Here is a 24,750-nt window from a genome sequence, read left to right on the forward strand (position 1 = left end):
GTGTCTCCCGCGGGCTCTGGCTGGTGTACCTATCTTATGCGAGAGTCGGCAGTTCTCAGCCTCACGAGCACGGAGCGCAGGCCGCCGGCGCGGAAGTCCCGGAGTTTCACGCGAGCTCTGGCGATCGTCACGAGACGCTATCGGAGAGGTGGCGTCAGAACGCCGGGTGGGACGAGGCGGGCGCGGTGTGCGGGGTGGCTCGCAGAGCGATCAGCGCGGCGGTGACGCTCGCGACGGCGGTGACGGCCAAGGGCACGACGGCGCCGATGTGGATGGCGGCCGCGCCCAGCGGGATGCCGAGGGCCACCGGCCCGAACATGACCGTGGTGGAGGTGGCCGCGACCCGGCCCAGCAGGTGGTCGGGCGTCAGCGTCTGCACGGCGGTCAGCGCGGCGATCAGGGTCCAGGGCAGCCCGACGCCGATCACCACACTGCCGGCGACCATCGCGGGGAACCAGGGCAGCGCCTGTGAGACGCACCCGGCGGCGAAGACCACGGCACCGATGGCGGCCACGGTGATCGCGCTGCGGCGGGCCAGGATGCGACCGGCGATCAGACCACCGGCGATCGAGCCCGCGCCCTGAGCCGTGCCGAGAAAGCCCAGGTGGGTGGCCGGCAGGTGCAGATCGTGTACGAGATGGGCGAGCACCGCGGCGTCCTTGAGCCCGGACCCACCGATCGCGACGGCCGCCAGCAGCACCGGGTTCCGCACGGCGGGCACGCTGAACAGGGCCCGCAACCCGTCTCGCAGCCCTGACCGGGCGCCGGCGACGGGCTGCTGCGGCGGGACCTCAGCGGCGGGCCGCAACCGGACGGCCGCGTAGCAGGCGGCCGTCAGCAACGGCATGGCCGCGCTGAGCAACACCACCGCCATCGGCCCGTGCCAGGCATACAGCGCCGCCCCCGCCACCGGTGCGATCAGTTTTGTGCCCTCCTGGGCGCTCGAGCGCCAGCCGTTGACGTCGCCCAGCATCGACGCGGGTAGCGCGGACGGCATGATGGCCGACTCCCCGGCCTCGATCAGCACGTAACTGGCGCCGCGGGCCAGGAGGACGGCGAAGATGAGCCAGGCCGCCGACGCCGAGCGGACGGCCAGCAGCGTGAGCAGGAGCAGGCCGAGGCCCAGGTCGACGCCGATCACCAGGGGGCGGCGGGGCAGCCGGTCGACCAGTGCGCCCAGCCACGGGGCGGCCAGCGTCGGCGCGTAGATGCACACGGCGGTCAGGGCGGCCAGGCTCACCGAACCGGTCAGGTCGAGCACCCAGAGGCCCGCGGCGAGGGTCATCGTGGTGCTGCCGAAGCCGGACAGCAGCGAGATCAGCACGAACAGGACCGCGTTGCGCCGCATGACGCCTCCGAAGCAGGTTGAGTCGTGAGAACTCACATACTTCAGAGTTGAGTGTCCATCTGTCAACGTTCCGGTGACGCGGCCTCCAATGCTTTCCGTAGGCGGTCGACGGCCGCCCGGGTGGGGGCGGGCAGCGCGGCGGACACGTCGGCGAGGTCGGCGATCACGGCCTCGGCCAGGGCGAAGAGAGCGCCGCCGGTCGCGCCGGGCACCGCGGCGAGGGTCTCGCGGACCAGCACGGCGCGGGTGAAGCGGCGGTCCCAGCGGCGGTCGGCTCCGACGCGTCGGTGCAGCTCAAGGGCCGCTCGCCGCAGAGAGTCGAAGTCTTTCCCGTACGCATCGGCGACCACCGGCTGCACGGCGGCGACCAGGCGTAGCCGGCGCTGCTCCGCGGCCTGGCGGCTGCCCAGACCGAGCGCGGCGGCGATCTCGCCCCAGGTCGCGCCGTCGCGCCGGGCCCGGTCGATCAGCTCGAGCTCCTGGACGTCGAGCCGGGCCCGCGCGGCGGGAATGGTCCGCAAGTCGTCGAGGTCAGCCACGGACTCAGTGTAGGGACTATGTCAATGATTCGTTGACATAGTCGGGCCCAGAGTGCTGGAGCCGGCGGCCGATTCCTTGAGTTCGACGAAGACGCAATGCGTAGGCGTGTCACCGACATTCTCGCCGGAGTGCTCCTGGGCGCCGACCCAGCGCACTGCACCGGCCGGAAGCGCCACGTCGACCGACCGCGACCCGTCGCTGATCCGGCGGCGGAAAGCGCCCAGCGTGTACATGACCGTGTCGGGGTGGTGGTGCGGATGGGTGCGGTCCCCGGGGTGGTCGCGATATTCCAGCACGCGGACCCGGTCGTTCTCGAAGACCACGCGGTAGAGCTCGGGATCGGTGACAGCAGGGTCGTCGTAGCCGCTCATGAGGGTCACCCGCCTTTATGGGACTCCAATACCATGGGATGACGGTACCATTACGATGATGTCAATACCATATGAGGCGAGCGGCCGCGTCGAGCAGAAGACCCGCACCCGGCAGGCCCTGGTCGAGGCCGCGCGGGAGCTGTTGGCCGGGGGGTCGACGCCGAGGGTCGAGGACGCGGCCGTGCGGGCTCGGATCAGCCGTACGACGGCGTACCGCTACTTCGCCAACCAGCGTTCGCTCCTGCTCGCCGCCCAGCCTCAAATGCAGCCCGACACGCTGCTCCCCCCGGACGCGCCCCGCGAGCCACGGGCCCGGCTGGCCGCGTTCATGAGCGGCTTCGCCGCCTACAACCTGCGGTGGGAACCCCAGCTGCGCTCGGCCCTGCGGCTTTCGCTGGAAGATGCCACGGCCGAACGCCCGCTGCTGCGGCGGGGCCGGGCGATCGGCTGGATCGAGGACGCGTTGGCGCCCCTGGCGAACGACCATCCGCACGTCGACCGGCACGCGCTGGCGGTCGCCATCCGGTCGGCGACGGGGATCGAGTCGCTGATCTGGCTGATGGACATCGCCGGTCAGACCCGCGACGAGGCCGCCACAACAGTACGGGGAACCGCTCTTGCCCTCCTCGACGCGGCGCTCGCAGCGACCGGGGACGCGGCAGCCGCAGCAACCTGAGAAGCGGCTAACGCAGCGACTTGAGCAGGGCGATATCGGCCGCGTGGCCCTCGTGCTCCACCGACGGCGTCTCGACGATCACGGGCACGCCGGCCGTGGCCGGGTGGGTCATCAGCTCGGCGAACGCGGCCGTCCCGATGCGCCCGGCGCCGATCGTCTCGTGACGGTCGCGGGTGGAGCCGCAGTCGTCCTTCGAGTCGTTCGCGTGGATCAGTTTGAGGCGGTCGCGGCCGACCGTGGCGATCAGCGCGTCCAGCGTCGCCGTCATGCCGCCCGGGGTGGCCAGGTCGTGGCCGGCGGCCCAGGCGTGGCACGTGTCGAAGCAGACGCCCAGGCCGGGATGATTTTCCACCGCGTCCAGGTAGCGCTCGAGTTCCTGCACCTTGGAGGCCAGGCTGCGCCCGCCCCCGGCGCTCGGCTCGACCAGCAGCTGGGGCAGGCCGGGCCGTTCCAGCAGCGGCAGCAGCGCCTCGTGCAGCTGGTGGAACGCCTTGTCCTCGTGCGCCTCGTCGACCGAGCTGCCGGCGTGGAAGACCACCGCGGTCGCCCCGATGGCCTGGCCCCGTTCGAGCGCGTGGGCCAGCACGGCCGCCGACTTCTCGACCGTGAGCTCGGTCGGTGAGCCCAGATTCACGAGCAGGGAGGCGTGGATGTACGCCGGGATCTCGCGCTCGCCGATGCCGTCGCGGAACAGCACGTCCTGCTTCGGGTCGCCGGGCGGCATGGCCCAGCCGCGCGAGTTCGAGACGTACACCTGCAGCGTCTCGGACCCGGCGGCGTCCACGTAGGGCAGGGCGGCCTTGGCCAGCCCGCCCGACGTCTTGGTGTGTGAGCCGATCCGGCGGTCGGGAGAAGAGCCTAGAAGCACTGGATGGCGACCTCGGTCTGCGGCGGCACCTGGGTGTTTCCGCCGGGCTGCTGGCTGCGGACGATGGCGTTGGCGTTGAAGTCGACCCGGACGCGCAGGTTCATCCCCTCCAGCGTGGCCTTGGCCTGCTGGCACGGCTGGTTGGTCAGGTCGGGCACGGTGACCAGCGGCGGGCCCTTGCTGACGTCGAGCGTGACCGTGTCGTCCTTGGTCGCGCCCGTGTTCGGCTTCGGGTTCTGCCCGATGACCGTGTCGGCCGGCTGGTCGCTGTCCTTGTAGACCTCGGCCGCGGTCAGGCCCAGGTTGGCCAGCTCGGTGCGGGCGTCGTTGATGTTCTTGCCGGACAGGTCGGGCACCCGGATCGGGGCACGGCCCTTGCTGAGCACGACGGTGATCGTCGAGCCCCGCTTGAGCTGCGTGCCCGTCTTGGGGTCGGAGGCGATGACCGCACCCTCGGGCACGGTGTCGCTGTATTGCCCCGCGCCCTCCTTGAGCTTGAGGTTGAGCTGCTCGAGCTCGCCCCGCGCGGCCGTCAGCTCGAGGCCGGACAGGTCGGGCACGGCGAAGCGCTCGGGGCCGAGCGACAGGTTGACCGTGAGGACGCCGCCCTTGACGATCCGCTCATTGGCCGGCGGATCCTGCGAGACGACCGTGTCCTTGGCGACCGTCTCGCTGTAGGCGCCGTCGCCGTAGAAGAGCTCGAACCCGTTCTGCTGCGCGTACAGCTCGGCCTGGGCCTTGGTCATGTTGACCATGGGCGGCGAGTCGGTGTAGCGCCCGAGGGTGACCCACCACGTGCTGCCGATGACCACCAGCACCATCACGGCAACGGCCGCGCTGAGCAGGATGCGGCGCCGGTCGGTGCCGCCGCGCAGCGAGCGCGACTTCGACCGGGGCATGCGGCCCGCGGTGTATTCCTGGCCGCGGGGGGCCTGGTTGGGCAGGCGGGCCCAGTTCGGACGATCGCCGACGCCGACCGCGGGCACCACGGTGGTGGCATCGGTGATGGCGCCGCGCGCGGGCGGCACCTGGCGCAGCAGCGCGGTCTCGACGTTCGCCGCGCCCAGGTCGTCGCGGACCGTCTGCACCTCGGCCAGCAGCGCGCCGGCGTCGGTGGGGCGGGCCCCCGGGTCGCGGCGGGTGGCGCGGGCGGTCAGGTCGTCGAGCACCGAGGGCAGGCCCTTGACGATGCTGGACGGGGCCGGGACGTCGTTGTCGACGTGCTCCCAGGCGACCGCGACCGGGTCGTCGCCGTCGAACGGCACCCGGCCGGTGAGCATCTCGAACAGCACGATGCCGGCCGAATACACATCCGTACGGGCGTCGGCGTGACCCTCGGTGACCAGCTCGGGCGCGACGTAGGCGACGGTGGCCATCAGCTGGCCGCCCTCGTCGGCGCTGCTCGCCTCGACGGCGCGGGCCAGCCCGAAGTCGGCCACCTTGACGACGGAGTCGACCAGGTTGGCCACGCCGCCGCTGGGCGCCTCGGCCACCAGCACGTTCTCGGGCTTGACGTCACGGTGCACGAGGCCGGCGCGGTGGGCGGCGGCGATCGCGGCGAGCATCTGCTCGAGGATCGCCAGCGCCTCCACCGGGTTGAGCCGGCGGCGCTGGGTCAGCAGGTCGCGCAGCGTGCGGCCCTGCACGTACTCCATGACCAGATAGGGCAGGCCCTGGTGGCGGCCCTGGTCGTACACGGCGACGACGTTGGGATGGGTGAGCCGGGCGATCGTCTTGGCCTCGTCGGTGAACCGGTCGACGAAGTGGGCATTGGTCGCCTGCGACGGGTGAATGATCTTCAGAGCGACGGTGCGTTCGAGTCGTTCGTCGGTGGCGGTGTAGACGGTTGCCATGCCACCACGGGCCACGCGACCGGTGATCCGGTAGCGGCCGTCAATCGTCGTGCCGATCAACGTGTCGGCGACTGTGGTGTCCATCGGCGTGAAGTGTATGTGGCTTTCGCTTGGGGGCAGCCCAGGATGTCACAGCTGAGTCCAAACGGGTACGACCAAGCCCCGTACGCGGCCGGATCTGCCCCGGCAAAAGCGGATTTAGTGGTTCCTCTTGTGGCGTCGGCCATGCCACGACTGGCTCGGCGAGACGGAGTTGCCCGGGCTCGCGGAGTCGCTCGGGGACGGGCCGGGACTGCCCGGATCGGACGAATCCGGCGAGGACGGTGACGGCGAGGTCGTCGGCGAGGGCGACGAGGTGGGGGCCGTCGGCGTCGGCACGGGCGGCTTGCCATGGCTTTCCGGATTTGTCGGCTTAGTGGACCGGATCGGAGTGTTCGCAGGTGGCGGTGGAGGCGGCGGCGCCTCGACCGCGCGCGGCGGGGCCGGATCCGTCGGCACGGGAGCGGGCGCGGCGGGAACGGTCGCCGCCGTGGTGGCGGGCGGAACCCGTACGGGGGAAGCCGACGACCCCATGCCCACGGCGGTGGTCGCGGCGGCGCGCGGCGGGGAGGTGCCGGCCGCGGCCGTGGTCTCCGACACGAGCGAGCCCAGCCCGTTCACGACGGCCAGGTAGGCCCCGGCCGCACCGGCCACGGTCAACGTCGCGAAGGCGGTCACCGCGAGCGCGCGGCGCGGCCGGCGGGCCACCGGGGCGGGCGCCGGGTCGATCGGCAGGTCGATGCCGAAGGTGCCCATCCCGGTCGAGGTCATGTCGGGCCCACCGGCGGGCGGTTCGGCCGGCGTGCGGCCCATGTCGTAGCGCAGCGAACGCCACGCGCCGGCGACCTCCGTACGGGTCCTGCGCAGCAGGCTCATCGGGTTCCTTCTCCGCTCTCGTACGCTGTAGGGGTGAGCGATTCCGTAACCGCCGGCCCGGCCGAGTGGATCAACCTGCCGGACGTGTCGGCGAAGCTCGACGTGTCGATCAGCAAGGTCCACCAGATGATTCGCGACGGGCACCTGCTCGCCGTGCGCCGTGACGGCATCCGCGTGGTCCCGGCCGACCTGGTGGCCAACAGCACGGTGCTGAAGCACCTCCCCGGCGTCCTGAACTTGCTGCGCGACGCCGGGTATAACGACGAAGAGGCCCTCCGGTGGCTGTACGAGCCGGACGAGGCGCTCGACGGGAACGCGGCGAAGGGCCTCGGCGGGCATCGCGCCCGCGAGGTGAAGAGGCGCGCTCAGGCGCTGGGTTTCTAAGAGCCTCAGACCGTACGGCGGGTCGCGGCGTCGGCCAGGCGGTGCAGCACGTCGCGCGCCTCCGGCTCGACCGGCGCGCCGTCCAGGGCCGCCAGCGAGGTCGTCATCAGCTCGTCGATGCGGCGCTCGGTGGCGGCCAGCGCCCCGCTGTCGCGGATCAGGGCCCGCAGCCGCTGCACGCCGGCGTCGTCGAGGCCCTGATCGCCCAGCCCGGCGTCGAGCTCCGCGCTCTCCTTCTCGCCCAGGGCCGCGAACGCCGCCGCCACGAGATAGGTGCGCTTGCCCTCGCGCAGGTCGTCGCCGGCGGGCTTGCCGGTGCGCTCCGGGTCGCCGAACACGCCCAGCACGTCGTCGCGCAGCTGGAACGCCTCGCCCAGCGGCAGGCCGAAACCCGAATAGGCCGCGGAGACGGCGGCGCTCGCCCCGGCCAATGCCGCGCCCAGCAGCAGCGGGCGCTCGACCGTGTATTTCGCCGACTTGAACCGGGCGACCTTGCCGGCCCGCTCGAGCGACGTGTCGGCCGTGGCCTGGGTCAGCACGTCGAGATATTGCCCGACGGTGACCTCCGTACGCATCTCGTCGAAGACCGGCCGGGCCCGGGTGAGCTCGACCGCCCCGACCCCCGAGGTGTGCAGCAGCTCGTCCGACCAGACCAGGGCCAGGTCGCCCAGCAGCACGGCCGCGCTGTCGCCGAAGGCCGCCGCCCCGCCCCGCCAGCCCGACGCCGTGTGCCGCGCCTCGAACCGCCGGTGCACCGAGGGCTCGCCGCGCCGGGTGTCCGACCGGTCCATCAGGTCGTCGTGGATCAGCGCGCTGGCCTGCACCAGTTCGAGCGCCGCGAGCGCGGAGACGACCTGCTCGGAGTCGGCGCCGCCGGCCCCGCGGAAGCCCCAGTAGGCGAACGCCGGGCGCAGCCGCTTGCCGCCCTTGAGCACCAGATCCTCGACCGCCTCGGCCACGGGGACCAGCGCCGGGTCGATCCCGGTGAGGCGGGCGCGCTGCTCACCGAGGAAGGCGGCGAGCGCCTTGTCGACGCGGGCGCGCAGGTCGGCGGCATCCAGGGGCGAGGTCACCGCACGAACGCTAGCGGACGACCTCGGTAGAGTGACGGTGTGGCTCTCGGACTTCCCTCTCGTCTCCCCGCGACACCGGCGATCGGTGAGCTCGTCCGGGGGTCCGTCCCGACGTTCTCGTTCGAGTTCTTCCCGCCCAAGACCCCCGAGGGCGAGCGGCTGCTGTGGCGGGCGATCCGCGAGCTCGAGCCGCTGCGGCCGAGCTTCGTGTCGATCACGTACGGCGCGGGCGGCACCACGCGCGACACCACGGTCGCCGTCACCGAGCGGGTCGCGACCGAGACCACGCTGCTGCCCATGGCCCACCTGACCGCGGTCAACCACTCGGTGGCCGAGCTGCGCAACGTGATCGGCCGGCTGGCCGGGGCGGGCATCCGCAACGTGCTCGCGGTGCGTGGCGACCCGCCCGGCGACCCGATGGGTGAGTGGGTGCAGCACGCCGACGGAGTGCTCTACGCGGAGGATCTGGTCCGGCTGGTCAAGGAGTCGGGCGACTTCAGCGTCGGCGTGGCCGCCTTCCCGTACAAACACCCCCGCTCGGCCGACGTCGAGAGCGACACCGCGAATTTCGTCCGCAAATGCCGGGCCGGGGCCGATTTTGCGATCACGCAGATGTTCTTCGAGGCCGACGAGTATCTGCGCCTGCGCGACCGGGTCGCGGCCACGGGTTGCGACACGCCGATCCTGCCCGGCGTGATGCCGGTGACCCGGATGGCCACGATCGAGCGCTCGTCCCAGCTCTCCGGGGCGCCGTTCCCGCCGGCCCTGCTCGCTCGCTTCGAGAAGGTGGCGAACGACGAGGCCGCCGTACGGGAACTCGGGGTCGAAGTGTGCGCCGAGATGTGCGCCAAACTGATCGACGAGGGCGTGCCGGGCATCCACTTCATCACGCTCAACCGGTCGACGGCGACGCGCGAGGTGTGGCAACTGCTGGCGCCCCTGCCCGCGGCCGCCTGACCGTGCTCTGGGACGACTACGCCACGGCGTGGTCCGGGCTGCACGGCGGCTTCGATCCACGGCGAGCTTCCTTCCTCGTACGGGGGTGGGTGCGCATCGCGTACGGGGTGGGCTCGTGGCTGGGCCGGCACCGGGTCGGCCCGATGACCGTGACCACCGCGGGGCTGCTGATCTGCGCCACCGTGCCCGCGGCCGTGCTGCTGGGGCGGTGGGGCGCGCTGCTGGCGGCGGTGCTGGTGCTGGTGGCGGCGCTGGCCGACGGGCTGGACGGCGCGGTCGCCGTGATCACCGGGCGCACCACCAAGCTGGGCTACGTCTACGACTCGGTCGCCGACCGGCTCGGCGAGCTGGCCTGGCTGATCGCCTTCTGGCTGGCCGGCGCGCCCGGTTGGCTGGTGGTGACGGCCGGGGCGGCGTCCTGGCTGCAGGAGTATGCGCGGGCCCGCGCCACGGCGGCCGGCATGTCCGAGATCGGCGTCGTGACCGTGGCCGAACGGCCTACGCGGGTGCTGGTCGCCATCTTCGGGCTGCTGGCGGCGGCACTGGTGCCGGTCGCGATCACTGTTGCTACCGCGGTCTGGCTGGGGCTGGCGCTGGTGGCGGGTGTTCAGCTCGCGGTCGCTATCGGGCGGGCGCTGCGAACCTCCTCATGACCGCGCCATCGTGCGGATGCTCCGGGGCTCGTGCAACGTCCGGAACATCAGGGTGCTCAGCAGAGGCAGGATCACCAACGGGGCCGGCCGCTCCTGGTCGCTCCTGCGTGATCGTTAATCGGTTGTAAGGAAGCCGACGCGGATCGTACGGTTGTCCACATCGGAGCCGCCGGGCCGGGCGGCGGGCCGACACGGGGGCAGGTCCGCCGACCGTCCCGGCCCCGGATCATCCGCTACCGGATAATCCGAGTTAGGCTGGACTCATGTCCGCCCCCGAACGCACCGAGCGCGACGTCACCGGCCTGCTCAACATGGCCGGCCACGCCCTCACCAACCGCCTCGCTGCAGCCCTGGCCGGCATCGACTTGACGCCGCGCATGCAGTGCGTGCTGGTGCATGCGCTCGAAGAGGAGCGAACCCAGATCCAACTGGCCGCCCTGGCCGACATGGACAAAACCACCATGGTCAGCACGGTCGACGACCTGGAAAGCCGCGGCCTGGCCGAACGCCGTCCCTCGACCACGGACCGCCGAGCCCGCATCATCGCCGTCACCGAAAAGGGTCGCCTGGCCGCCGAGGAGGGCCAACGCATCGTCGACGAAGTGCACGCCGACGCGTTGAGCAGCCTGCCGGACGCCGCCCGGACCGCGTTCGTCGAGGCCCTCGGCCTGCTGGCCGACACCACCCGCGATCAAGGCCCGCAGCCCGTACGCCGGGCGCGCGGCCGCTGACCGGTGCGCCTTCACGGCCCCTCCGGCGCTGACCTGCACCGACTCGGCCGTGCCGGCCGCCTGGCTGCGCGCCCCGGCCGGCTTCCGCCTCCGACGTTGCCCTCCCCGACGGGGGCGAGCGTCGTCGAGTTCTACCCGCGGGCCAGGAAGCGGTCGACTGGCGCGCCGACGGCAGGCGTTCCGGAGCGGGCCCGTCCGGGGGCCGCGGCTGTGTTGTGAACCGGGCGGGCTAAAGCTGGGTGGACGGGGTGCGGATGGCGTCCAGGTAGTTGGTGACGTCGTCGGCGTTGTGGGTGGCGCAGGCGATGTAGTTGTCCGGGCGTACGAGGAAAAGTGTGGGCTTTTGGGCGTCGTAGGTGCTGGCCGCGGAAGGGTCGGTGACGTGGTGGACGTGGCAGTCCGGGGGCAGGGCGGGCAGCGGGCCGGTCCAGTGGAAGGCCAGCAGCGTGAAGTGCGGCCCGTGCAGCAGATCGAGCAGCGGCCCGGGAGCGCGGTCGCCCGCCTGGACGCGGCCGGGGTGGGGGCGGTGTTCGGCGGAGAGGGAGCTGCCGCGGTAGTTCAGGGAGAGTTGCCGCAGCACCGGGTCATCGCGGCGGAGGGCGTCGTCGGTAGCGGAAACAGCGCGGCGGTGCAGCTTTGTGCTGATGCCCAGGACCCCGGCGGCGACCGGCAGGCGTTCCTCCTCGTACGTGTCGAGCAAGCCCTCGTAGGCCAGCTTCCAGCCCAGGTTGTAGGCGTCCTGGATGCCGGTGTTGAGACCTTGGCCGCCGGCGGGGGAGTGGACGTGGGCGGCGTCGCCGGCCAGGAAGTACTTGCCGGCTCGGTAACGCGAGACCATGCGGATGTTCGCCCGGTACAGGGACTGCCAGCCGACGGCGGCCAGGGAAAGACCCACCGAGGCGACGAGCGACGACAGCGACAGGTCTGAGGGTGGCGCCGTGAGCTGGAACGTGTCGGTGCCGGGCATGGGGCACAGGGCCAGGCGCATGGAGCGCTGGTCTGCGCCGGGCCAGATGTGCCAGTGGTCGCGGGAGAGGCCGGGCACCTGGACGTCGGCAACAATCAACTGCTCGGTCGGGAACGAGTCGCCTTCGAAGGGGATGTCGAGGGCCTTGCGGATGGTGCTGCGGCCGCCGTCGCAGCCGACTATGTAGCGCGGGGTGACCGTCTCGCCGGTGGAGAGAGTGACGTCGTCGTCGGTCAGGGAGACGACGCTGACGCCGTATTCGACCGGGATTCCCTCGGCCAGCAGCGCGGACGTGCGCCACTGCGGGTGCATCAGCATGTTGGGGTACGGCACGGCGGGTGTCGGGTCGTGCAGTTCGTCCATGCGTTGCGTCATCTCGCCGCCGTCGGGCAGGTGGATCAGCAGCGCGGGGTAGTCGCGGCCGACGGAGCGAAACGCGGGGAGCAGGCCCAGGTCGTCGAGGACCTCCTGCGTACGGGGCTGGATGCCTTTGCCTCGGGAGCCGTCGGGTGGTGTCGGCGACTGCTCGACGATGCGGAACGGGACGCCGTGGCGCTGGAGGACGCGGGCCAGGGTGAGGCCGGTCGGGCCGGCGCCGACAATGAGGGTGAATCCAGATTCAGTGAACATAGATTCACCGTACGGGGGGCTGATAATCTCCGTCAAGTGGTGACGGGTATTCGCAGGCAGCAGGCGGCGCAGACCGAGGCGGAGCTGAAGGCGGCCGCGGTGCGGGTGTTCGAGCGGGCCGGCTATCTCAACGCCAAGATCACTGACATCACGGCGGAGGCGGGGCGGGCGACCGGGTCGTTCTACAAGCACTTCGCGGGAAAGGAGCAGCTGCTCGAGGCGTTGCTGCAGGACCTGCTGGCCGAGGGGGACGAGTCGGCTGCGTCGGCGGAGCACAGCGACGACTTCCGGGATCGGGAAGCGGTGCGCTATCACGTGGCGGCGTACTGGAACTTCTACCGGCGGCACCGCGCGGTCATGGACGCGCTGCGGCAGGCGGCCATCGTCGACGAGGGGTTCGCCGAGCGGTCGCGGCAGATGATGGAGCCCGACCTGGGGCACATCGCGCAGCACATCGCCAAGGTCGATCCGCACGGGGATCCGTACGTGCTGGCTTCGATCTTCACCACGCTGGTGTCGGCATTCGCCGCGAATCACCCACCACACGACGACGAGGCGATCGAGACGCTGACGACGTTCATCCACAACGGGATCGGGGCCGGCCGCCAGGAAACAGCGACCGGCCCCGATGAGCAAACCTAGAGCTGCTTGCGCAGCGCCTTGCGGTAGTCGCTGTTCAGGCGGCCGATCAGGGTGAGCGGAATGCCCTTGGGGCAGACCTGCGAGCACTCGCCCATGTTGGTGCAGCCGCCGAAGCCCGCGTCGTCCTGGGCCTGCAGCATGTCGAGCACGCGGGTGTCACGCTCCGGCTGGCCCTGCGGCATCAGGCCGAGGTGCGCGACCTTGGCCGCGGTGAACAGCATCGCCGAGCCGTTCGGGCAGGCCGCCACGCAGGCGCCGCAGCCGATGCAGGTGGCCGCCTCGAACGCCAGGTCGGCGTCCTTCTTGGGCACCGGGGTGGCATGCGCCTCGGGGGCGGCGCCGGTCGGGGCGGTGATGTAGCCGCCGGCCGCGATGATCTTGTCGAGGTTGCCGCGGTTGACGACCAGGTCCTTGATCACCGGGAACGCGGCGGCCCGCCACGGCTCCACGTCGATCTTGTCGCCGTCCTTGAAGTGGCGCATGTGCAGCTGGCAGGCGGTGGTGGCCTTCTCGGGGCCGTGCGCCACGCCGTCGATCACCATGCTGCACGCGCCGCAGATGCCCTCGCGGCAGTCGTGGTCGAAGGCGATCGGGTCGTCGCCGTCGAGGATCAGCTTCTCGTTCAGCACATCGAGCATCTCGAGGAAGCTGGCGTCGGGGGAGATGTCCTTGACGTCGTAGGACTCCATCCGGCCTTTGTCGGACGAGTCCTGCTGACGCCACACGCGGACCTGGATATCCATTACTTGTAGCTCCGGGTGCTCGGGTGGACGTACTCGAATTCGAGCTGTTCCTTGTGCAGGGTCGGCTTCGCGCTCTCGCCGGTGGCGTACTCCCAGGCCGCGACGTAGCTGAACTCGTCGTCGTGGCGCAGGGCCTCGCCGTCGGGGGTCTGCGACTCGGCGCGGAAGTGGCCGCCGCAGGACTCGCGGCGGTGCAGGGCGTCGATGCACATCAGCTCGCCCAGCTCGAAGAAGTCGGCGACACGGCCGGCCTTCTCCAGGTTCTGGTTGAGCTGCTCGCCGGTGCCGGGCACCTTGACGCGCTGCCAGAACTCCTCCTTGAGCGAGCGGATGAGCCCGATGGCCTTGGTCAGGCCCTCCTCGGTGCGCTCCATGCCGCAGTACTCCCACATGATGTGGCCGAGCTCGCGGTGGAAGCTGTCGACCGTACGGTCGCCGTTGATCGACAGGAGCTTGGCGATGCGGTCCTCGACCTGCTTGCGCGCCGCGACCACTTCCTCGTGGTCCGCGCCGATTTTCTCGTACGGGCCACTGGCCAAATAGTTGCCCAGCGTCGTGGGCAGCACGAAGTAGCCGTCGCCCAGGCCCTGCATCAGCGCGGACGCGCCGAGCCGGTTGGCGCCGTGGTCGGAGAAGTTGGCCTCACCCACCACGAACAGGCCCGGGATGGTCGACTGCAGGTCGTAGTCGACCCAGAGGCCGCCCATCGTGTAGTGCACGGCCGGATAAATCCGCATAGGAACGGAATAAGGGTCCTCGCCGGTGATGCGCTGATACATCTCGAACAGGTTGCCGTACTTGGCTTCTACGGCCTTCTTCCCGAGGCGCTTGATGGCGTCGGCGAAGTCGAGGTAGACACCCAGACCGCCCGGCCCCACGCCCCGGCCCTCGTCGCAGACGTTCTTCGCGGCCCGCGAGGCGATGTCACGTGGTACGAGGTTACCGAACGACGGATAAATCCGTTCAAGGTAGTAATCGCGGTCTTCTTCCGGAATATCCGATGCGGGCTTCTGGCAATCCGAAGCCGACTTCGGCACCCACACCCGGCCGTCGTTGCGCAGCGACTCGCTCATCAGCGTGAGCTTGCTCTGGTGCGTACCGGACTCGGGAATGCACGTCGGGTGGATCTGCGTGTAGCACGGGTTCGCGAACAGCGCGCCCTTGCGGTGCGCCCGCCACGACGCCGTGACGTTGCAGCCCTTGGCGTTGGTCGAGAGGAAGAAGACGTTGCCGTAGCCGCCCGAGGCGAGCACGACGGCGTCGGCCATCTCGGTGGTGATCTCGCCGGTGACCATGTCGCGCACCACGATGCCACGCGCCTTGCCCTCGACGATGATCAGCTCGAGCATCTCGTGCCGGCTGTTCATCTCGATGTTGCCCAGGCCGATCTGCCGCTCCATGGCCTGGTAGGCGCCGAGCAGCAGCTGCTGACCCGTTTGCCCCCGGGCATAGAACGTGCGGGACACCTGGGTGCCGCCGAACGAGCGGTTGTCGAGCAGGCCGCCGTATTCGCGGGCGAACGGCACACCCTGCGCGACGCACTGGTCGATGATGTTCACCGAGACCGTGGCCAGGCGGTACACGTTGGACTCGCGGGCCCGGAAGTCGCCGCCCTTGACGGTGTCGTAGAACAGGCGGTAGATCGAGTCGCCGTCGTTGCGGTAGTTCTTGGCCGCGTTGATGCCACCCTGCGCGGCGATCGAGTGGGCCCGCCGCGGGCTGTCCTGATAGCAGTACGACTTGACGTGATAGCCCGCCTCGGCCAGCGTCGCCGCCGCGGAGCCGCCGGCCAGGCCGGTGCCGACCACGATCACCGTCAGCTTGCGGCGGTTGGCCGGGTTGACCAGCTTGGCCGAGAACTTGCGCTTCTCCCAGCGGTTCTCGATCGGGCCCTCGGGGGCCGCGGTGTCGGCGATCGGGTCGCCGTCGTTCCAGAAGTCAGCCATTTTCAGTCCACCAATCCGACCAGAACCGCGAACGGCACCGACAGGTACCCGACGACCAGCACCACCGACAGCACCAGGGCCGTCGCGCGGGCGTAGACCTCGCCGCGCGGGCTCTGCAGGCCGAGCGTGCGGACGGCGCTCCACAGGCCGTGCCGCAGGTGGAAGCCGACCGCCACGATCGACAGCGTGTAGAACAGCGTCACGTACCAGCGGGACGGGGCGAAGTCCTCCGCCACGTTGCGATACACCTCACCGGTGACGCCGTGCGGGTTCAGCGTGAGCGTGGTCAGGTCGAGGATGTGGTAGATCACGAAGAGCAGGACGATCACGCCGCCCCAGCGCATCGTGCGGGCCGCGTAGCTGCCCTGCACCTTGGGCCGGTGCGCGTATTTGACCGGGCGCGCCTGGCGGGCCCGGCGGGTCAGGATCACCGCTGCCACGATGTGCCCGATCACCGCCACGGTCAGCACGGTGCGCTGGATGTAGAGGTACCACGCCTCCGGCAGCAGCGGGGTGCCGATGCTGCGCAGCCAGTGCGCGTAGTGGTCGAAGGTCTCCTCGCCGAAGAAGATCTTCAGGTTGCCGATCATGTGTACGTAGAGGAAGGCGACCAGCAGGAAGCCGGTCACCGCCATGAAGATCTTGAGGGCGACCGACGAGCGCCGCCGAACTGGTTTGCCCGGAGCGGGCGCTGCCGCCGCCGACTTCCGGGTCGAAGTATCTACCGCCACACTCTGGACGGTAGGAAGCTGTGTGCGATTCGTCTAATGCATGATCGACGCAGTAACCATAGAGATAAGCTATCGACGTGCAGCTCCAGCAGCTTCGTTACTTCCTAGCAGTCGAACAGACACGACATTTCACCCAAGCGGCGGACATTCTGGGCGTCTCCCAGCCGACTCTCAGTAAGCAAATTCACACGCTGGAAGCCACCCTCGGCGCGCCCCTGTTCGAGCGGATTCGTGGCGGTGTGACCCTCACGGCGGCCGGCCAGACCCTGCTGCCGCTCGCCCAGCGCATGGTCGCCGACGCCGACGCGGCCCAGGAGGCGGTCGCCGACATCGTCGGCCTGCGTCGCGGCGAGGTGCGGCTCGGCGCCACCCCCAGCCTGTGCTCGTCGCTCGTGCCCGAGGTGCTGCGCACCTTCCGCGCGGCCCACCCCGACATCCAGCTCTACGTCAACGAGGGCGGCTCGCAGGACCTGATCGAGAACCTGCAGGCCCACACGCTCGACCTGGCCCTGATCGTGCAGCCCGAGGAGGGCGTCGACGACTCGCTCCACACCACCCCCGTGCTGCGCGAGAGCCTGGTCGTGGCCTCGGTGGCCGACGGCCCGCCGCCCACGCCGCACGCGCAGATCGCCCTCTCCGAGCTCGAGCACACCCCGCTGGTCATGTTCCGCGCCGGCTACGACATTCGTGGCGTCACGCTCGAGGCCTGCGAGAAGGCCGGCTTCACCCCGAAGTTCGCCGTCGAGGGCGGCGAGATGGACGCCGTGCTGGCCTTCGTCGAGGCCGGCCTGGGCGTCGCCCTCGTGCCGAGCATGGTGCTGGCCAACCGTCCTTTGCTGCGGGCCACTCCGCTGGCCCCGCCCGGCATGCGTCGCACCATCGCGCTGGCCCACCGCACCCGCTCGGTGCTGCCGCACGCCGCTCAGGCCCTGCGCGAGACCCTGCTCCACCACGTCGCCACCCAGGAGCTTCCCCTCGGCGTGCGTCCTCTTTAGATCAAAACCGTTTCCCCGTACGCGTCCTCGGGCGCGACAAACTCCCGAGGGGCCCCCGAATCGGGTCCCGTCAGAACCGGGTGCCCGCTCGCCAGCGCTCCCAGAGCCCGGCGTCCCCCTCGATCGCCTCCGGGGCGGGCAGTCGCCGGTTGAGCGCCAGCAGCAGGCTCAGCACCGGCGCCGTGACCGTGACGTCGGCCGGTTGATCGTCCTCGGTCCACGTGATGCCGCTGGTCGTCAGCGTGACGTGCCAACTTCGCGGCACATCGGTGGCCCGGAAGCGCAGCGTCTCGCCCTCCCCGGTGAGGCCCGTGCCGACCGCCTCGAAGGTCAGCAGGAAGTCGGCCACGCCGTCGGCCGCCAGATCGGGCGCCAGCTCACCCGACGGGTCGGCGTCGAAGCGGTGCACCACCAGGTCGTGCACCATGCGCCGGAGCCAGAACCCGGTCGTCTGATGCCGCGGGTGCCACGTCCACACCTCGGCGCCGAAGCCCCGCTCGAATACGGCCGCGTTCAACCCCCGCGCGCCGCCGAGCAGCCACGACGTCCACTCGTCCGGTTCGGACGGCGCCTCGATCCGGCGATACTCCACCGGCGCCCCGGTCGTGATGACCTCGGTGGCGTAGCGGTGGCCCGTGCCGACGTGCGTGACCAGGTCGCGCACCGTCCACTCGGGACAGGTGGGCACGATCGCGCCGGGCGCCGGACCGGTCGCCGCGGCGCCCAGCCGGCCCGACTCCGCCTCGAGCTCCGCCGCGTATCTCTCCGGTGCCAGCCAGCCCATGCCGAGAGCCTATCCAGCAGCTGTGTGCAGTTGCGTACCGGAAACCGGACTTAGCATCGTCGCTGTGCATCATGGTGAGTTCGAGGATCCGCGCCTGGTCGAGATCTACGACGCCGAGTTCGTCTGGGGCTACGACGACGACCTGTTCATGGCGTTGCTGGCCGAGCGCAACGCGCCCCGCGTGCTCGACTTCGGCTGCGGCACCGGCCGGCTCGCGATCGCGATGGCGAAGGCCGGTCACGAGGTCACCGGGGTCGATCCCGCGCGCGCCTCGCTCGACGCCGCCCGCCGCAAGCCGGGCGCCGAGCAGGTGACCTGGATCGAGGGCTCGGCCGAGGTGCTCCCGGCGCGGGCGTTCGATGCGGTGTTACTCACAAGTCACGTCGCGCAGTTCCTCGTCAGTGACGAGCAGTGGTTGTCGACCTTGCGGGCGCTGCGCCGGTCGCTCGTCGAGGGCGGCCGGTTGATCTTCGACAGTCGCGACCCGGCCGACCGCCGGTGGCTCCGCTGGAATCCCGTCGACTCACGTCGCACCGTGGTCCGGCCCGGCGGCGACCGGATCGAGACATGGACGGAGGTGAATTCCGAGGTCGAGGGGGTAGTCACCTTCACCCGGCATTACCTGTTCACGGAGGGTGACGAGCTGACGAGCACGGCCACGCTACGTTTTCGGTCCGAAAGTGAGATCAGGACAACGGTCGAGGCGGCCGGGTTCGACGTCGACCGGATCTACGGCGGCTGGGCCAAGGAGCCTGTTGGCACAGGTGAAGATGGGGAATTGATCGTGATCGCGGTGGCGCGGCCGCAGGGTAGGTGATCGGTCACGGGGTGTCTATCGGCAATGTGCCAATAGGGGCCGGGCGGTTGTCGGCCGCCGAGATGTGATTACTATTCGCTCACGTTGCAGAGAGACCGCTCGATGTTGCGATCAAGGTCGGAGAGGCTGACCGGGTCGCCGGGCGCGTCCGGGTCGAAGGAGAGGTGGGTGCGATGTCGGATCTGACGGGACGCAATCAGTCGCCGATGGACGAGCCTGTGACCCACCACGGCCCGCCCGGTGGTGGCGCCGGCCGGGTGCTGCTGGCCGCCGCGATCGTGCTGCTGCTGGTCGCCGTCGCGGGCGGCACCACCTGGTGGATGTACACCCGCGAGCCCGCCCCGACCTCGAACACCGCGCCGACCGCCCGGCCCTCCACCCCGGCCGCCTGCCCCGGGGTCAAGCTGCGGGTGGTCGCCGCCCCCGAGATCGCGCCGGCGGTGCAGGCCGCGGCCAAGACGCTCGACGACGACGCGGCCGACCCGTGCGACCCGATCGCGGTCGTCGCCGAGGAGCCCGGCATCACGGCCTCGGCCGCCGCCAAGCCCGACATCTGGATCCCCTCCAGCAGCGCCTGGCTGGGCATCGCCAACGCCGGGGGCGCCGCGTTCACCGCGCAGGGCCAGCCGATGGCGTATTCGCCGATCATGCTGGCCGCCCCGGAATCCCTCGCCGACTCGCTCGGCCAGGGCGGCCGCACCTCGTGGGCCCAGCTCACCAGCGCCGTCGCCACCGGCAAGGTCGTCTCCATGACCATGCCCGACGCCCAGACCAGCACGGTCGGCCTGCTCTCGGTCTACGGCGTCAACGCGGCCATGGCCCGCACCACACCCGACAGCGGCATCGCCCAGCTGCGCGCGCTGACCCTGCGCAGCCGGCTCAAGGAGGCCGCGGCCGACCCGGCCAAGCTGATCGCCAAGATCACCGAGCAGTGGAACACCAACAGCGTGGTCTACGACGTCGGCGTCTTCCCGCTCGTCGAGCAGCAGCTCAAGAACTATCAGCGCGGCAAGCACACCGTACGGCTCAAGGGCGCGTACCCGGCCGACGGCATGGTTCAGGCCGACTACCCGTTCGCGGTGGCCAAGAACAACCAGGACACCGAGCTGACCGCGAAGCTGCGGGCCGCGATCACCCGCTCGTCGCTGATCAAGGCCGGCTTCCGCCCGCTGCCCGTCCCGAACGCGCTGCCGCTGCCGGAGCAGCCCGCCGGCCTGATCGCCCCGGCCACCATGTGGAGCGAATACAAGTCGCTCGCGACCCAGGTGCTGCTGCTGATCGACGCGTCCGGCTCGATGAACCAGAAGATCCAGGCGCCCGGCGGCCGCACGGTCACCCGCGCCGCCCTGCTCCGCGAGTCCGGCCGCTTCGCCGCGGACCTGTTCGCCGAGGACACCACCGTCGGCATGTGGTATTTCGGGCAGCCCACCCCGACCAGCCCGGCCCACCAGGAGGTCGTCCCCTTCGGACCGATCACCGAGCAGCTCGACGGGGCCAAGACCCGCCGCGACGCGCTGGTCAAGGCGATGAACAACTATCGGGCGGCCGACAACTCGGGCACCCCGCTCTATCAGACCGTGCTCGACGGCATCGCCGAGATGCGCGACAAGGTCGCGCCCGGCACGGTCACGCTGGTCGTGGTGCTGACCGACGGCGAGGACGGCGAGTCCACGTTCAAGATGACGCAGGCCCAGTTCATGGCCAAGCTGGCCGGCGAGCAGGACCCGAGCCGCCCCGTCCCGATCATCGCGGTGGGCTACGGCCCCGACGTCGACATGAAGGCCCTCGACGACATGTCGGCGGCCACGGGCGGCAAGGCGTTCCCGGCCACCAACCCGGCCGACCTGTCCTCCGCCATCGCCAAGGCGTTCCTGGCGGCCCACGCCCCGCGCTGACCCGACGCGCCGGCCCACGCTGACCTGACGTGCCGGCCCACGCCTCGCGCTGACCTGTCACGCGGGGCCGGGCCGGGCCGGCTCGGGGGCTAGGCCGGGCCGATCCTGTCGGCGATGATCTGGGCCGACAGGGTGACCATGGGCAGGCCGCCGCCCGGGTGCACCGACCCGCCGACCAGGTGCAGCCCGGCCACCGGACCGTGGTTGACCGGCCGCATCAGCCCGCCCGCGGTGCCGTAGATCGCCCCGCCCGGCGCGCCCGTCGCCGCGGCCAGGTCGGCCGGCGTGCGCGTCTCCCGGAAGAGCAGCCGATCCCGCACGTCCAGGCCGCGCCGGGCCAGCACGTCGAGCACCAGATCCCCGTACGCCTCGGCCAGCCCCGCGCGCCGCCAGTCGACGGCCCGCCACCCGGTGCCGTGCCGCGGCGCGTTCACCAGCACGAACCAAGCCTCGGCGCCCGCCGGACGCACGCTCGGATCGGGGGCCCGGGTGACGAACACGGTCGGGTCGCTCGCCGGCCGGGCCCGCCGCGACGCCGAACCGAAGATCGCGTCGAACTCGGCGTCGTAATAGGACGGGAAGAACACCGTGTGATGGGCCAGCTCCGGGGTCTCGCCACGCACGCCCAGCAGCAGCACGAACCCGGCCAGGCTGCGATCGGTGAGCCCGGTCAGCCGCCTTGGCTCGGGCAGCAGGTCGCGATAGACCGTCAGCGCGTCCACATTCGACACAACCTCGTCGGCCGGCTCGTGCGAGCCGTCGGCCAGCCGGACGCCGGTGACCCGCCCGTCCGCCGTCTCGATCCGCTCGACGGCCTGGCCGAGCACGATCCGCACCCCGGCCCCGGCGCAGCCCGACGCCAGCGCGGTCGCGATCGTGCCCAGCCCGCCCGGCAGATACCAGCCCCCGAACGCCAGCTCGGCGTACGGCACCGCGGCCAGCGCGGCCGGCGCCCGCCGCGGATCGGCGCCCGTGTAAGTCGCGTACCGGTCGAGCATCATCCGCAGCCGCGGGTCGCGCAGATAGTGCCGGCCCAGCGACCGCAGCGAGCGGCCCGGGGCGATCGCGGCCAGGTCGCCGACCCGCCACGACAGCGCCGCCAGCGACGCGGCAGTGACCGGTTTACGCAGCACCGAGCGCCAGGACGCCTCCCAGATGCGCCGGGCCCGGCGCCAGAACCTGTCCCAGTCGTGCGCCGCCTCCGCACCCAGCGCGTCCCCGATGCGGTCGAGGAACTCGGAGTGCACCGGCGAGGAGTCGAGCACCGTGCCGTCGGGGAAGACGTGCCGCACCACCGGGTCGAGCGGCACCGGCTCGAGCTCGGCCTCGGTGAAGACCTGCGGCAGCGTCAGCAGGCTGGGCCCGGTGTCGAAGCGGAAGCCGTCCCGCTCGTAGACGCCGAGCTTGCCGCCCAGCCGGTCCGATTGCTCGAACACCGTCACCGCGTGCCCGCCCCGGGCCAGCCGGACGGCCGCGGTCAGCCCGCCGACCCCGGCCCCGATCACGACGATCCGGCTCATGCGGGCCGCCTGCTGGTCTGGCCAGTCGATGCGATGTGGTGGCTCATACCGGCCGTCCGCGCCAGGTCAGGGCGCCGCGGCGGCGCAGGCGGAACGAGCGGGTCACCAGCCAGGCGAACAGCGCGACCGAGACCGGGTGGGCCGGCGCGTCCGGCCAGGCGCGGGCCCCGGTCGCCGCGGCGGCCACGACCCGGCCCAGCACCCCCAGCCCGTACGCGGTCAGGGCGACACCCGCCCACTCGAACTCCCCGGCCGCGGCGAGGACTGCGGCCGCGAGCGGCGGGACAACGTACAGGGAAAGGAGCATGACCACGACGGCGCTCGCGCCGGCCGCCGAGCCGAAGGACGCCCAGAGCGACTTGGCGTAGCCGGCGGTGAGCTCGGGCCACGAGTCGTACATGCGGCAGGTCGCCATGGGGGAGCCGTCGGCCAGCGCGATCCGGCCGCCGGCCCGTTTGACCGCGCGGGCCAGGGCGATGTCCTCGAGGATCTCGGTGCGCACGGAGGCGTGGCCGCCCGCCGCACGGTAGGCCGCCGCGTCGATCACCAGCCACTGACCGCCGGCCGCGGCCAGGGAGGGGCGGGGGGAGCGTTCCATGGCCCGCAGCGGGAGGAACGTCAGCCACGACCATTGCAGCAGCGGCTGAACCAGACGGCCGGCGCCGGTGATCCTGGGGTAGGGCGAGAGCAGGTCGGCCTCGATCCGGCGCAACTCGGACACGGCGGAGGCGATCGCGTCCTGATTCAGTATGACATCGGCGTCTATATAGGACAGGACGGTGGCGTCGGCGGCGGCTCGGGCCAGCTGGTCGCAGGCATGCGGCTTGCCCAGCCAGCCCGGCGGGAGGGGCTCGCCGGTGAGCAGCTCTACCTTGTCGCCGGCTACGGACCGGACTACGTCGGCGGTTCCGTCGGTCGAGCCGTCGTCGAGCACGTAGATCGTCAGATGCTCGACGCCACGCTGCGCGAGCAGCGACTCGAGGCAGGGGCCGACGCGCTCGGCCTCATTGCGCACGGGAAGCAGAACCGCGACCCGCTCGGTGGGGCTGTTCCCGGCCGCGCGATTTCCGGTGGCGCGAGCCTCGGCGGCGCGGTTCCCGACGAGGCTGTTCCCGGCGGCGCTGCTCTCAGTGGCGTGGCTTTTGGCGGCGCGGGGCAGGCGGCGGAGGAGGAGCGCGTTCACGGCGGTGTGCGCGGTCAGGGCGACCCAGGGCAGCAGCGCGAGCCACTTCATGGCCGGCGCCGCAGGTGGGGCAGGAGCGGAAGCACGGCCGCGCCCATCAGCACGCCGCCCCACACCGCCGAGGCGGGCAGGTCGAGGAAGACGGCGTGGGCGAGCACTGAGGAAGCGTACGTCCAAATCCAGAGCACGATGATTGGCACGTCATCGCCTGTGGATAACCCCGTATCCCCGGCTTGACACCGGGTAGTGTCCTCAGCCGTCTCCCCGTGGTGGGCGGGGGTTTGGGATGGCTGAACAGCAACATCAACGATCTTGGCGGAGGCGATCTTGCGGACTGGGGCGTTCTTGCGGACTGGGGCGTTCTTGCGGACTGGGGCGTTCTTGCGGACCAGGTAGTCCAGGGCGGTCATCAGGACCACGGCGAAGCCCAGCCAGCCGAGGTAGTTGCTGATCGGGATGCCGGGGATGCCGGGCAGCGCCGGAGTGGGGGAGACCCAGCGCCAATAGCCCTCGGCCACCATCTGCGGGTCGAGGAAGACGTCCCAGGCGGCCAGGCCGAAGGCGGCCACGGCGACGCGGGCCCACCGGGTGAGCGGCAGCCGTTGCGCGGCCAGCCAGGCCGGCCAGGCCATCCACGTCCAGGCCAGCGGGATGATCAGCGGGACGCCGAGCACCTTCGGGCCGAGCTGGCCGGAGTAGTCGTACGTGCCGAACGGGAAACTCGTGGCCACGCCGAGCGCCTCGACCGCGAAGCCGCCCAGCGTGGCCGTGCCGACCAGCGCGAGGGCCGTACGGGGGCCGCGGGTGAAATAGGCGTGCGAGACCGACAGCAGATAGCCCAGCACGACCGTGGCCACGGTGAACGCGGCCCGGGTGTCGCCCGACGTGAGCGGGTAGCAGATCTGCGCGAGGATCAGGAGCCCGAGCAGGCCCCAGGGCGTGACTCTAGAGACCGACAATGCCCGGTGCATCCTCGGCCGGGCGCTCCACGAGCGGCAGGTCACGGCCGAGGATCGCGAAAGCGCGCTCGTCGCCGGGGAACATGAACTGGCGCAGCACGTCGCTGAAGCCGAACCGGCGGTAGAGCCGCCACGCCCGCGACTTCTGCTCGTCGGCCTCGGGGGTCGAGAGCAGCACGGTCTCGCCGTCGGCCATGGCCAGCAGGGCGCGCAGCTGCCGGGCGCCGACGCCGTGACCCTGGGCCGCGGGCCGCACGTGCAGCTCGACGACCTCGAAGCAGTTGCTCAGCCAGCGCAGCCGCTCGGGGTCGGGCAGGCTCGCGCGCACCTGGTCGTGCCACCACTGGCCGGGGCCGGAGGTGTAGCCGTAGCCGAAGCCGGCCAGCCGCCCGTCGGTGGTCAGGGTGGCGACCGCCCGGAAACCGGCCCGGCGCACGTGGGCGCCGATGTAACCGCGGCGGGTCTGCAGCAGCTCCTGGCGATAACCCATCGCCTCGCCGTAGACGCTCACCACGTCGTCGAGCCGCCGCAGCAGATCGTCGGGCTGCCAAGCCACGAGCCTCATCGTC

The 24,750-nt window shown here is 71.2% G+C and carries 25 protein-coding genes; 9 read left to right on the forward strand and 16 right to left on the reverse strand.

All coding sequences use genetic code 11. The features are described from left to right. Positions 1-154: 154 nt before the first annotated feature. The 3 genes from JKJ07_RS19680 to JKJ07_RS19690 form a co-directional block, all read right to left on the reverse strand. Positions 155-1,348 (reverse strand): MFS transporter, encoded by a 1,194-nt coding sequence (locus tag JKJ07_RS19680; RefSeq protein ID WP_202993045.1) that lies wholly within the window; start codon positions 1,346-1,348, stop codon positions 155-157. Between the two features lie 62 nt (positions 1,349-1,410). Then, on the reverse strand, positions 1,411-1,887 hold the full coding sequence (locus tag JKJ07_RS19685; protein WP_202993046.1) for a hypothetical protein: 477 nt from the start codon (positions 1,885-1,887) through the stop codon (positions 1,411-1,413). A gap of 21 nt (positions 1,888-1,908) precedes the next feature. Beyond that, complete coding sequence (locus tag JKJ07_RS19690; protein ID WP_202993047.1) at positions 1,909-2,259, reverse strand: cupin domain-containing protein; 351 nt, start codon at positions 2,257-2,259, stop codon at positions 1,909-1,911. 58 nt (positions 2,260-2,317) lie between these two features. Between JKJ07_RS19690 and JKJ07_RS19695 the strand changes: the two genes are divergently transcribed. After that, positions 2,318-2,935 carry a TetR/AcrR family transcriptional regulator gene (locus tag JKJ07_RS19695; RefSeq protein ID WP_202993048.1) on the forward strand — a complete coding sequence of 206 codons (618 nt, stop codon included), beginning with the start codon at positions 2,318-2,320 and terminating at the stop codon, positions 2,933-2,935. Between the two features lie 7 nt (positions 2,936-2,942). Here JKJ07_RS19695 and JKJ07_RS19700 read toward each other — a convergent pair whose 3' ends face one another. From JKJ07_RS19700 to JKJ07_RS19710, 3 genes are all read right to left on the reverse strand, one after another. After that, positions 2,943-3,803, reverse strand: a complete 861-nt coding sequence (locus tag JKJ07_RS19700) for a deoxyribonuclease IV (RefSeq protein ID WP_202993049.1) — start codon at positions 3,801-3,803, stop codon at positions 2,943-2,945. After that, the gene (locus JKJ07_RS19705; protein ID WP_202993050.1) at positions 3,794-5,740 is read right to left on the reverse strand and encodes a Stk1 family PASTA domain-containing Ser/Thr kinase; all 1,947 of its coding nucleotides are present in this window, start codon (positions 5,738-5,740) and stop codon (positions 3,794-3,796) included. Before JKJ07_RS19705 ends, JKJ07_RS19700 begins: the two co-directional genes overlap by 10 nt. 114 nt (positions 5,741-5,854) lie before the next feature. Then, the gene (locus tag JKJ07_RS19710) at positions 5,855-6,571 is read right to left on the reverse strand and encodes a hypothetical protein (RefSeq protein WP_202993051.1); all 717 of its coding nucleotides are present in this window, start codon (positions 6,569-6,571) and stop codon (positions 5,855-5,857) included. Between the two features lie 33 nt (positions 6,572-6,604). On the opposite strand from JKJ07_RS19710, the gene JKJ07_RS19715 reads away from it, so the two are divergent. Then, entirely contained in the window at positions 6,605-6,955 is a 351-nt protein-coding gene (locus tag JKJ07_RS19715) for an Rv2175c family DNA-binding protein (protein ID WP_184952856.1), read from the forward strand. A gap of 5 nt (positions 6,956-6,960) precedes the next feature. Here the strand turns inward: JKJ07_RS19715 and JKJ07_RS19720 are convergent, their stop codons facing one another. Then, positions 6,961-8,016, reverse strand: a complete 1,056-nt coding sequence (locus JKJ07_RS19720) for a polyprenyl synthetase family protein (RefSeq protein ID WP_202993320.1) — start codon at positions 8,014-8,016, stop codon at positions 6,961-6,963. A 51-nt stretch (positions 8,017-8,067) separates the two neighbouring features. Here JKJ07_RS19720 and metF point away from each other — a divergent pair, with 51 nt between their 5' ends. The 3 genes from metF to JKJ07_RS19735 all read left to right on the forward strand — a co-directional run bounded on the left by metF (position 8,068) and on the right by JKJ07_RS19735 (position 10,369). Continuing rightward, positions 8,068-8,985 carry a methylenetetrahydrofolate reductase [NAD(P)H] gene (metF, locus tag JKJ07_RS19725; RefSeq protein WP_202993052.1) on the forward strand — a complete coding sequence of 306 codons (918 nt, stop codon included), beginning with the start codon at positions 8,068-8,070 and terminating at the stop codon, positions 8,983-8,985. After that, positions 8,949-9,638 carry a CDP-alcohol phosphatidyltransferase family protein gene (locus tag JKJ07_RS19730; protein WP_438871421.1) on the forward strand — a complete coding sequence of 230 codons (690 nt, stop codon included), beginning with the start codon at positions 8,949-8,951 and terminating at the stop codon, positions 9,636-9,638. Before metF ends, JKJ07_RS19730 begins: the two co-directional genes overlap by 37 nt. Positions 9,639-9,901: 263 nt before the next feature. Continuing rightward, the gene (locus tag JKJ07_RS19735) at positions 9,902-10,369 is read left to right on the forward strand and encodes a MarR family winged helix-turn-helix transcriptional regulator (protein ID WP_202993053.1); all 468 of its coding nucleotides are present in this window, start codon (positions 9,902-9,904) and stop codon (positions 10,367-10,369) included. A 229-nt stretch (positions 10,370-10,598) separates the two neighbouring features. Here the strand turns inward: JKJ07_RS19735 and JKJ07_RS19740 are convergent, their stop codons facing one another. After that, the gene (locus tag JKJ07_RS19740; RefSeq protein WP_202993054.1) at positions 10,599-11,966 is read right to left on the reverse strand and encodes an FAD-dependent monooxygenase; all 1,368 of its coding nucleotides are present in this window, start codon (positions 11,964-11,966) and stop codon (positions 10,599-10,601) included. A gap of 36 nt (positions 11,967-12,002) precedes the next feature. Here JKJ07_RS19740 and JKJ07_RS19745 point away from each other — a divergent pair, with 36 nt between their 5' ends. Next, on the forward strand, positions 12,003-12,608 hold the full coding sequence (locus tag JKJ07_RS19745) for a TetR/AcrR family transcriptional regulator (protein ID WP_202993055.1): 606 nt from the start codon (positions 12,003-12,005) through the stop codon (positions 12,606-12,608). Here the strand turns inward: JKJ07_RS19745 and JKJ07_RS19750 are convergent. The 3 genes from JKJ07_RS19750 to JKJ07_RS19760 are packed head-to-tail and all read right to left on the reverse strand — an operon-like array spanning position 12,605 to position 16,028. Beyond that, a complete protein-coding gene (locus tag JKJ07_RS19750; protein WP_202993056.1) occupies positions 12,605-13,351 on the reverse strand; it encodes a succinate dehydrogenase/fumarate reductase iron-sulfur subunit in 747 nt (248 codons plus the stop codon). The genes JKJ07_RS19745 and JKJ07_RS19750 overlap by 4 nt on opposite strands. Continuing rightward, positions 13,351-15,297, reverse strand: a complete 1,947-nt coding sequence (locus tag JKJ07_RS19755; protein ID WP_202993057.1) for a fumarate reductase/succinate dehydrogenase flavoprotein subunit — start codon at positions 15,295-15,297, stop codon at positions 13,351-13,353. The genes JKJ07_RS19750 and JKJ07_RS19755 overlap by 1 nt, the downstream gene beginning before the upstream one ends. 2 nt (positions 15,298-15,299) lie before the next feature. Continuing rightward, entirely contained in the window at positions 15,300-16,028 is a 729-nt protein-coding gene (locus tag JKJ07_RS19760; RefSeq protein WP_202993058.1) for a succinate dehydrogenase cytochrome b subunit, read from the reverse strand. 71 nt (positions 16,029-16,099) lie between these two features. Between JKJ07_RS19760 and JKJ07_RS19765 the strand changes: the two genes are divergently transcribed. Continuing rightward, positions 16,100-17,023 (forward strand): LysR family transcriptional regulator, encoded by a 924-nt coding sequence (locus JKJ07_RS19765; protein WP_202993322.1) that lies wholly within the window; start codon positions 16,100-16,102, stop codon positions 17,021-17,023. A gap of 70 nt (positions 17,024-17,093) precedes the next feature. Here the strand turns inward: JKJ07_RS19765 and JKJ07_RS19770 are convergent, their stop codons facing one another. Next, positions 17,094-17,807: a maleylpyruvate isomerase family mycothiol-dependent enzyme gene (locus JKJ07_RS19770; protein ID WP_202993059.1), complete on the reverse strand. Its 714-nt coding sequence runs from the start codon at positions 17,805-17,807 to the stop codon at positions 17,094-17,096. 64 nt (positions 17,808-17,871) lie between these two features. Here JKJ07_RS19770 and JKJ07_RS19775 point away from each other — a divergent pair, with 64 nt between their 5' ends. Both JKJ07_RS19775 and JKJ07_RS19780 read left to right on the forward strand, forming a co-directional pair. Next, positions 17,872-18,624 carry a class I SAM-dependent methyltransferase gene (locus JKJ07_RS19775; RefSeq protein ID WP_202993060.1) on the forward strand — a complete coding sequence of 251 codons (753 nt, stop codon included), beginning with the start codon at positions 17,872-17,874 and terminating at the stop codon, positions 18,622-18,624. 206 nt (positions 18,625-18,830) lie between these two features. Continuing rightward, positions 18,831-20,519, forward strand: coding sequence for a substrate-binding domain-containing protein (locus JKJ07_RS19780; protein ID WP_202993061.1), 1,689 nt, complete (start codon positions 18,831-18,833; stop codon positions 20,517-20,519). 89 nt (positions 20,520-20,608) lie between these two features. On the opposite strand, the gene JKJ07_RS19785 is transcribed toward JKJ07_RS19780, so the two are convergent. Genes JKJ07_RS19785 through JKJ07_RS19805 form a run of 4 tightly spaced genes read right to left on the reverse strand, consistent with a single transcriptional unit; the run spans position 20,609 to position 24,746 of the window. Continuing rightward, on the reverse strand, positions 20,609-22,039 hold the full coding sequence (locus JKJ07_RS19785) for a phytoene desaturase family protein (RefSeq protein ID WP_202993062.1): 1,431 nt from the start codon (positions 22,037-22,039) through the stop codon (positions 20,609-20,611). A gap of 43 nt (positions 22,040-22,082) precedes the next feature. Further along, positions 22,083-23,273 (reverse strand): glycosyltransferase family 2 protein, encoded by a 1,191-nt coding sequence (locus JKJ07_RS19790; protein ID WP_202993063.1) that lies wholly within the window; start codon positions 23,271-23,273, stop codon positions 22,083-22,085. Next, a complete protein-coding gene (locus JKJ07_RS19800) occupies positions 23,270-24,193 on the reverse strand; it encodes a carotenoid biosynthesis protein (RefSeq protein WP_236029339.1) in 924 nt (307 codons plus the stop codon). Before JKJ07_RS19800 ends, JKJ07_RS19790 begins: the two co-directional genes overlap by 4 nt. Then, positions 24,168-24,746: a GNAT family N-acetyltransferase gene (locus tag JKJ07_RS19805; RefSeq protein WP_202993064.1), complete on the reverse strand. Its 579-nt coding sequence runs from the start codon at positions 24,744-24,746 to the stop codon at positions 24,168-24,170. The genes JKJ07_RS19800 and JKJ07_RS19805 overlap by 26 nt, the downstream gene beginning before the upstream one ends. Positions 24,747-24,750: the final 4 nt, after the last annotated feature.

Origin of the sequence: Paractinoplanes lichenicola (assembly GCF_016785085.1) — a bacterium.
In the GTDB taxonomy this organism is placed as follows: domain Bacteria; phylum Actinomycetota; class Actinomycetes; order Mycobacteriales; family Micromonosporaceae; genus Actinoplanes; species Actinoplanes lichenicola.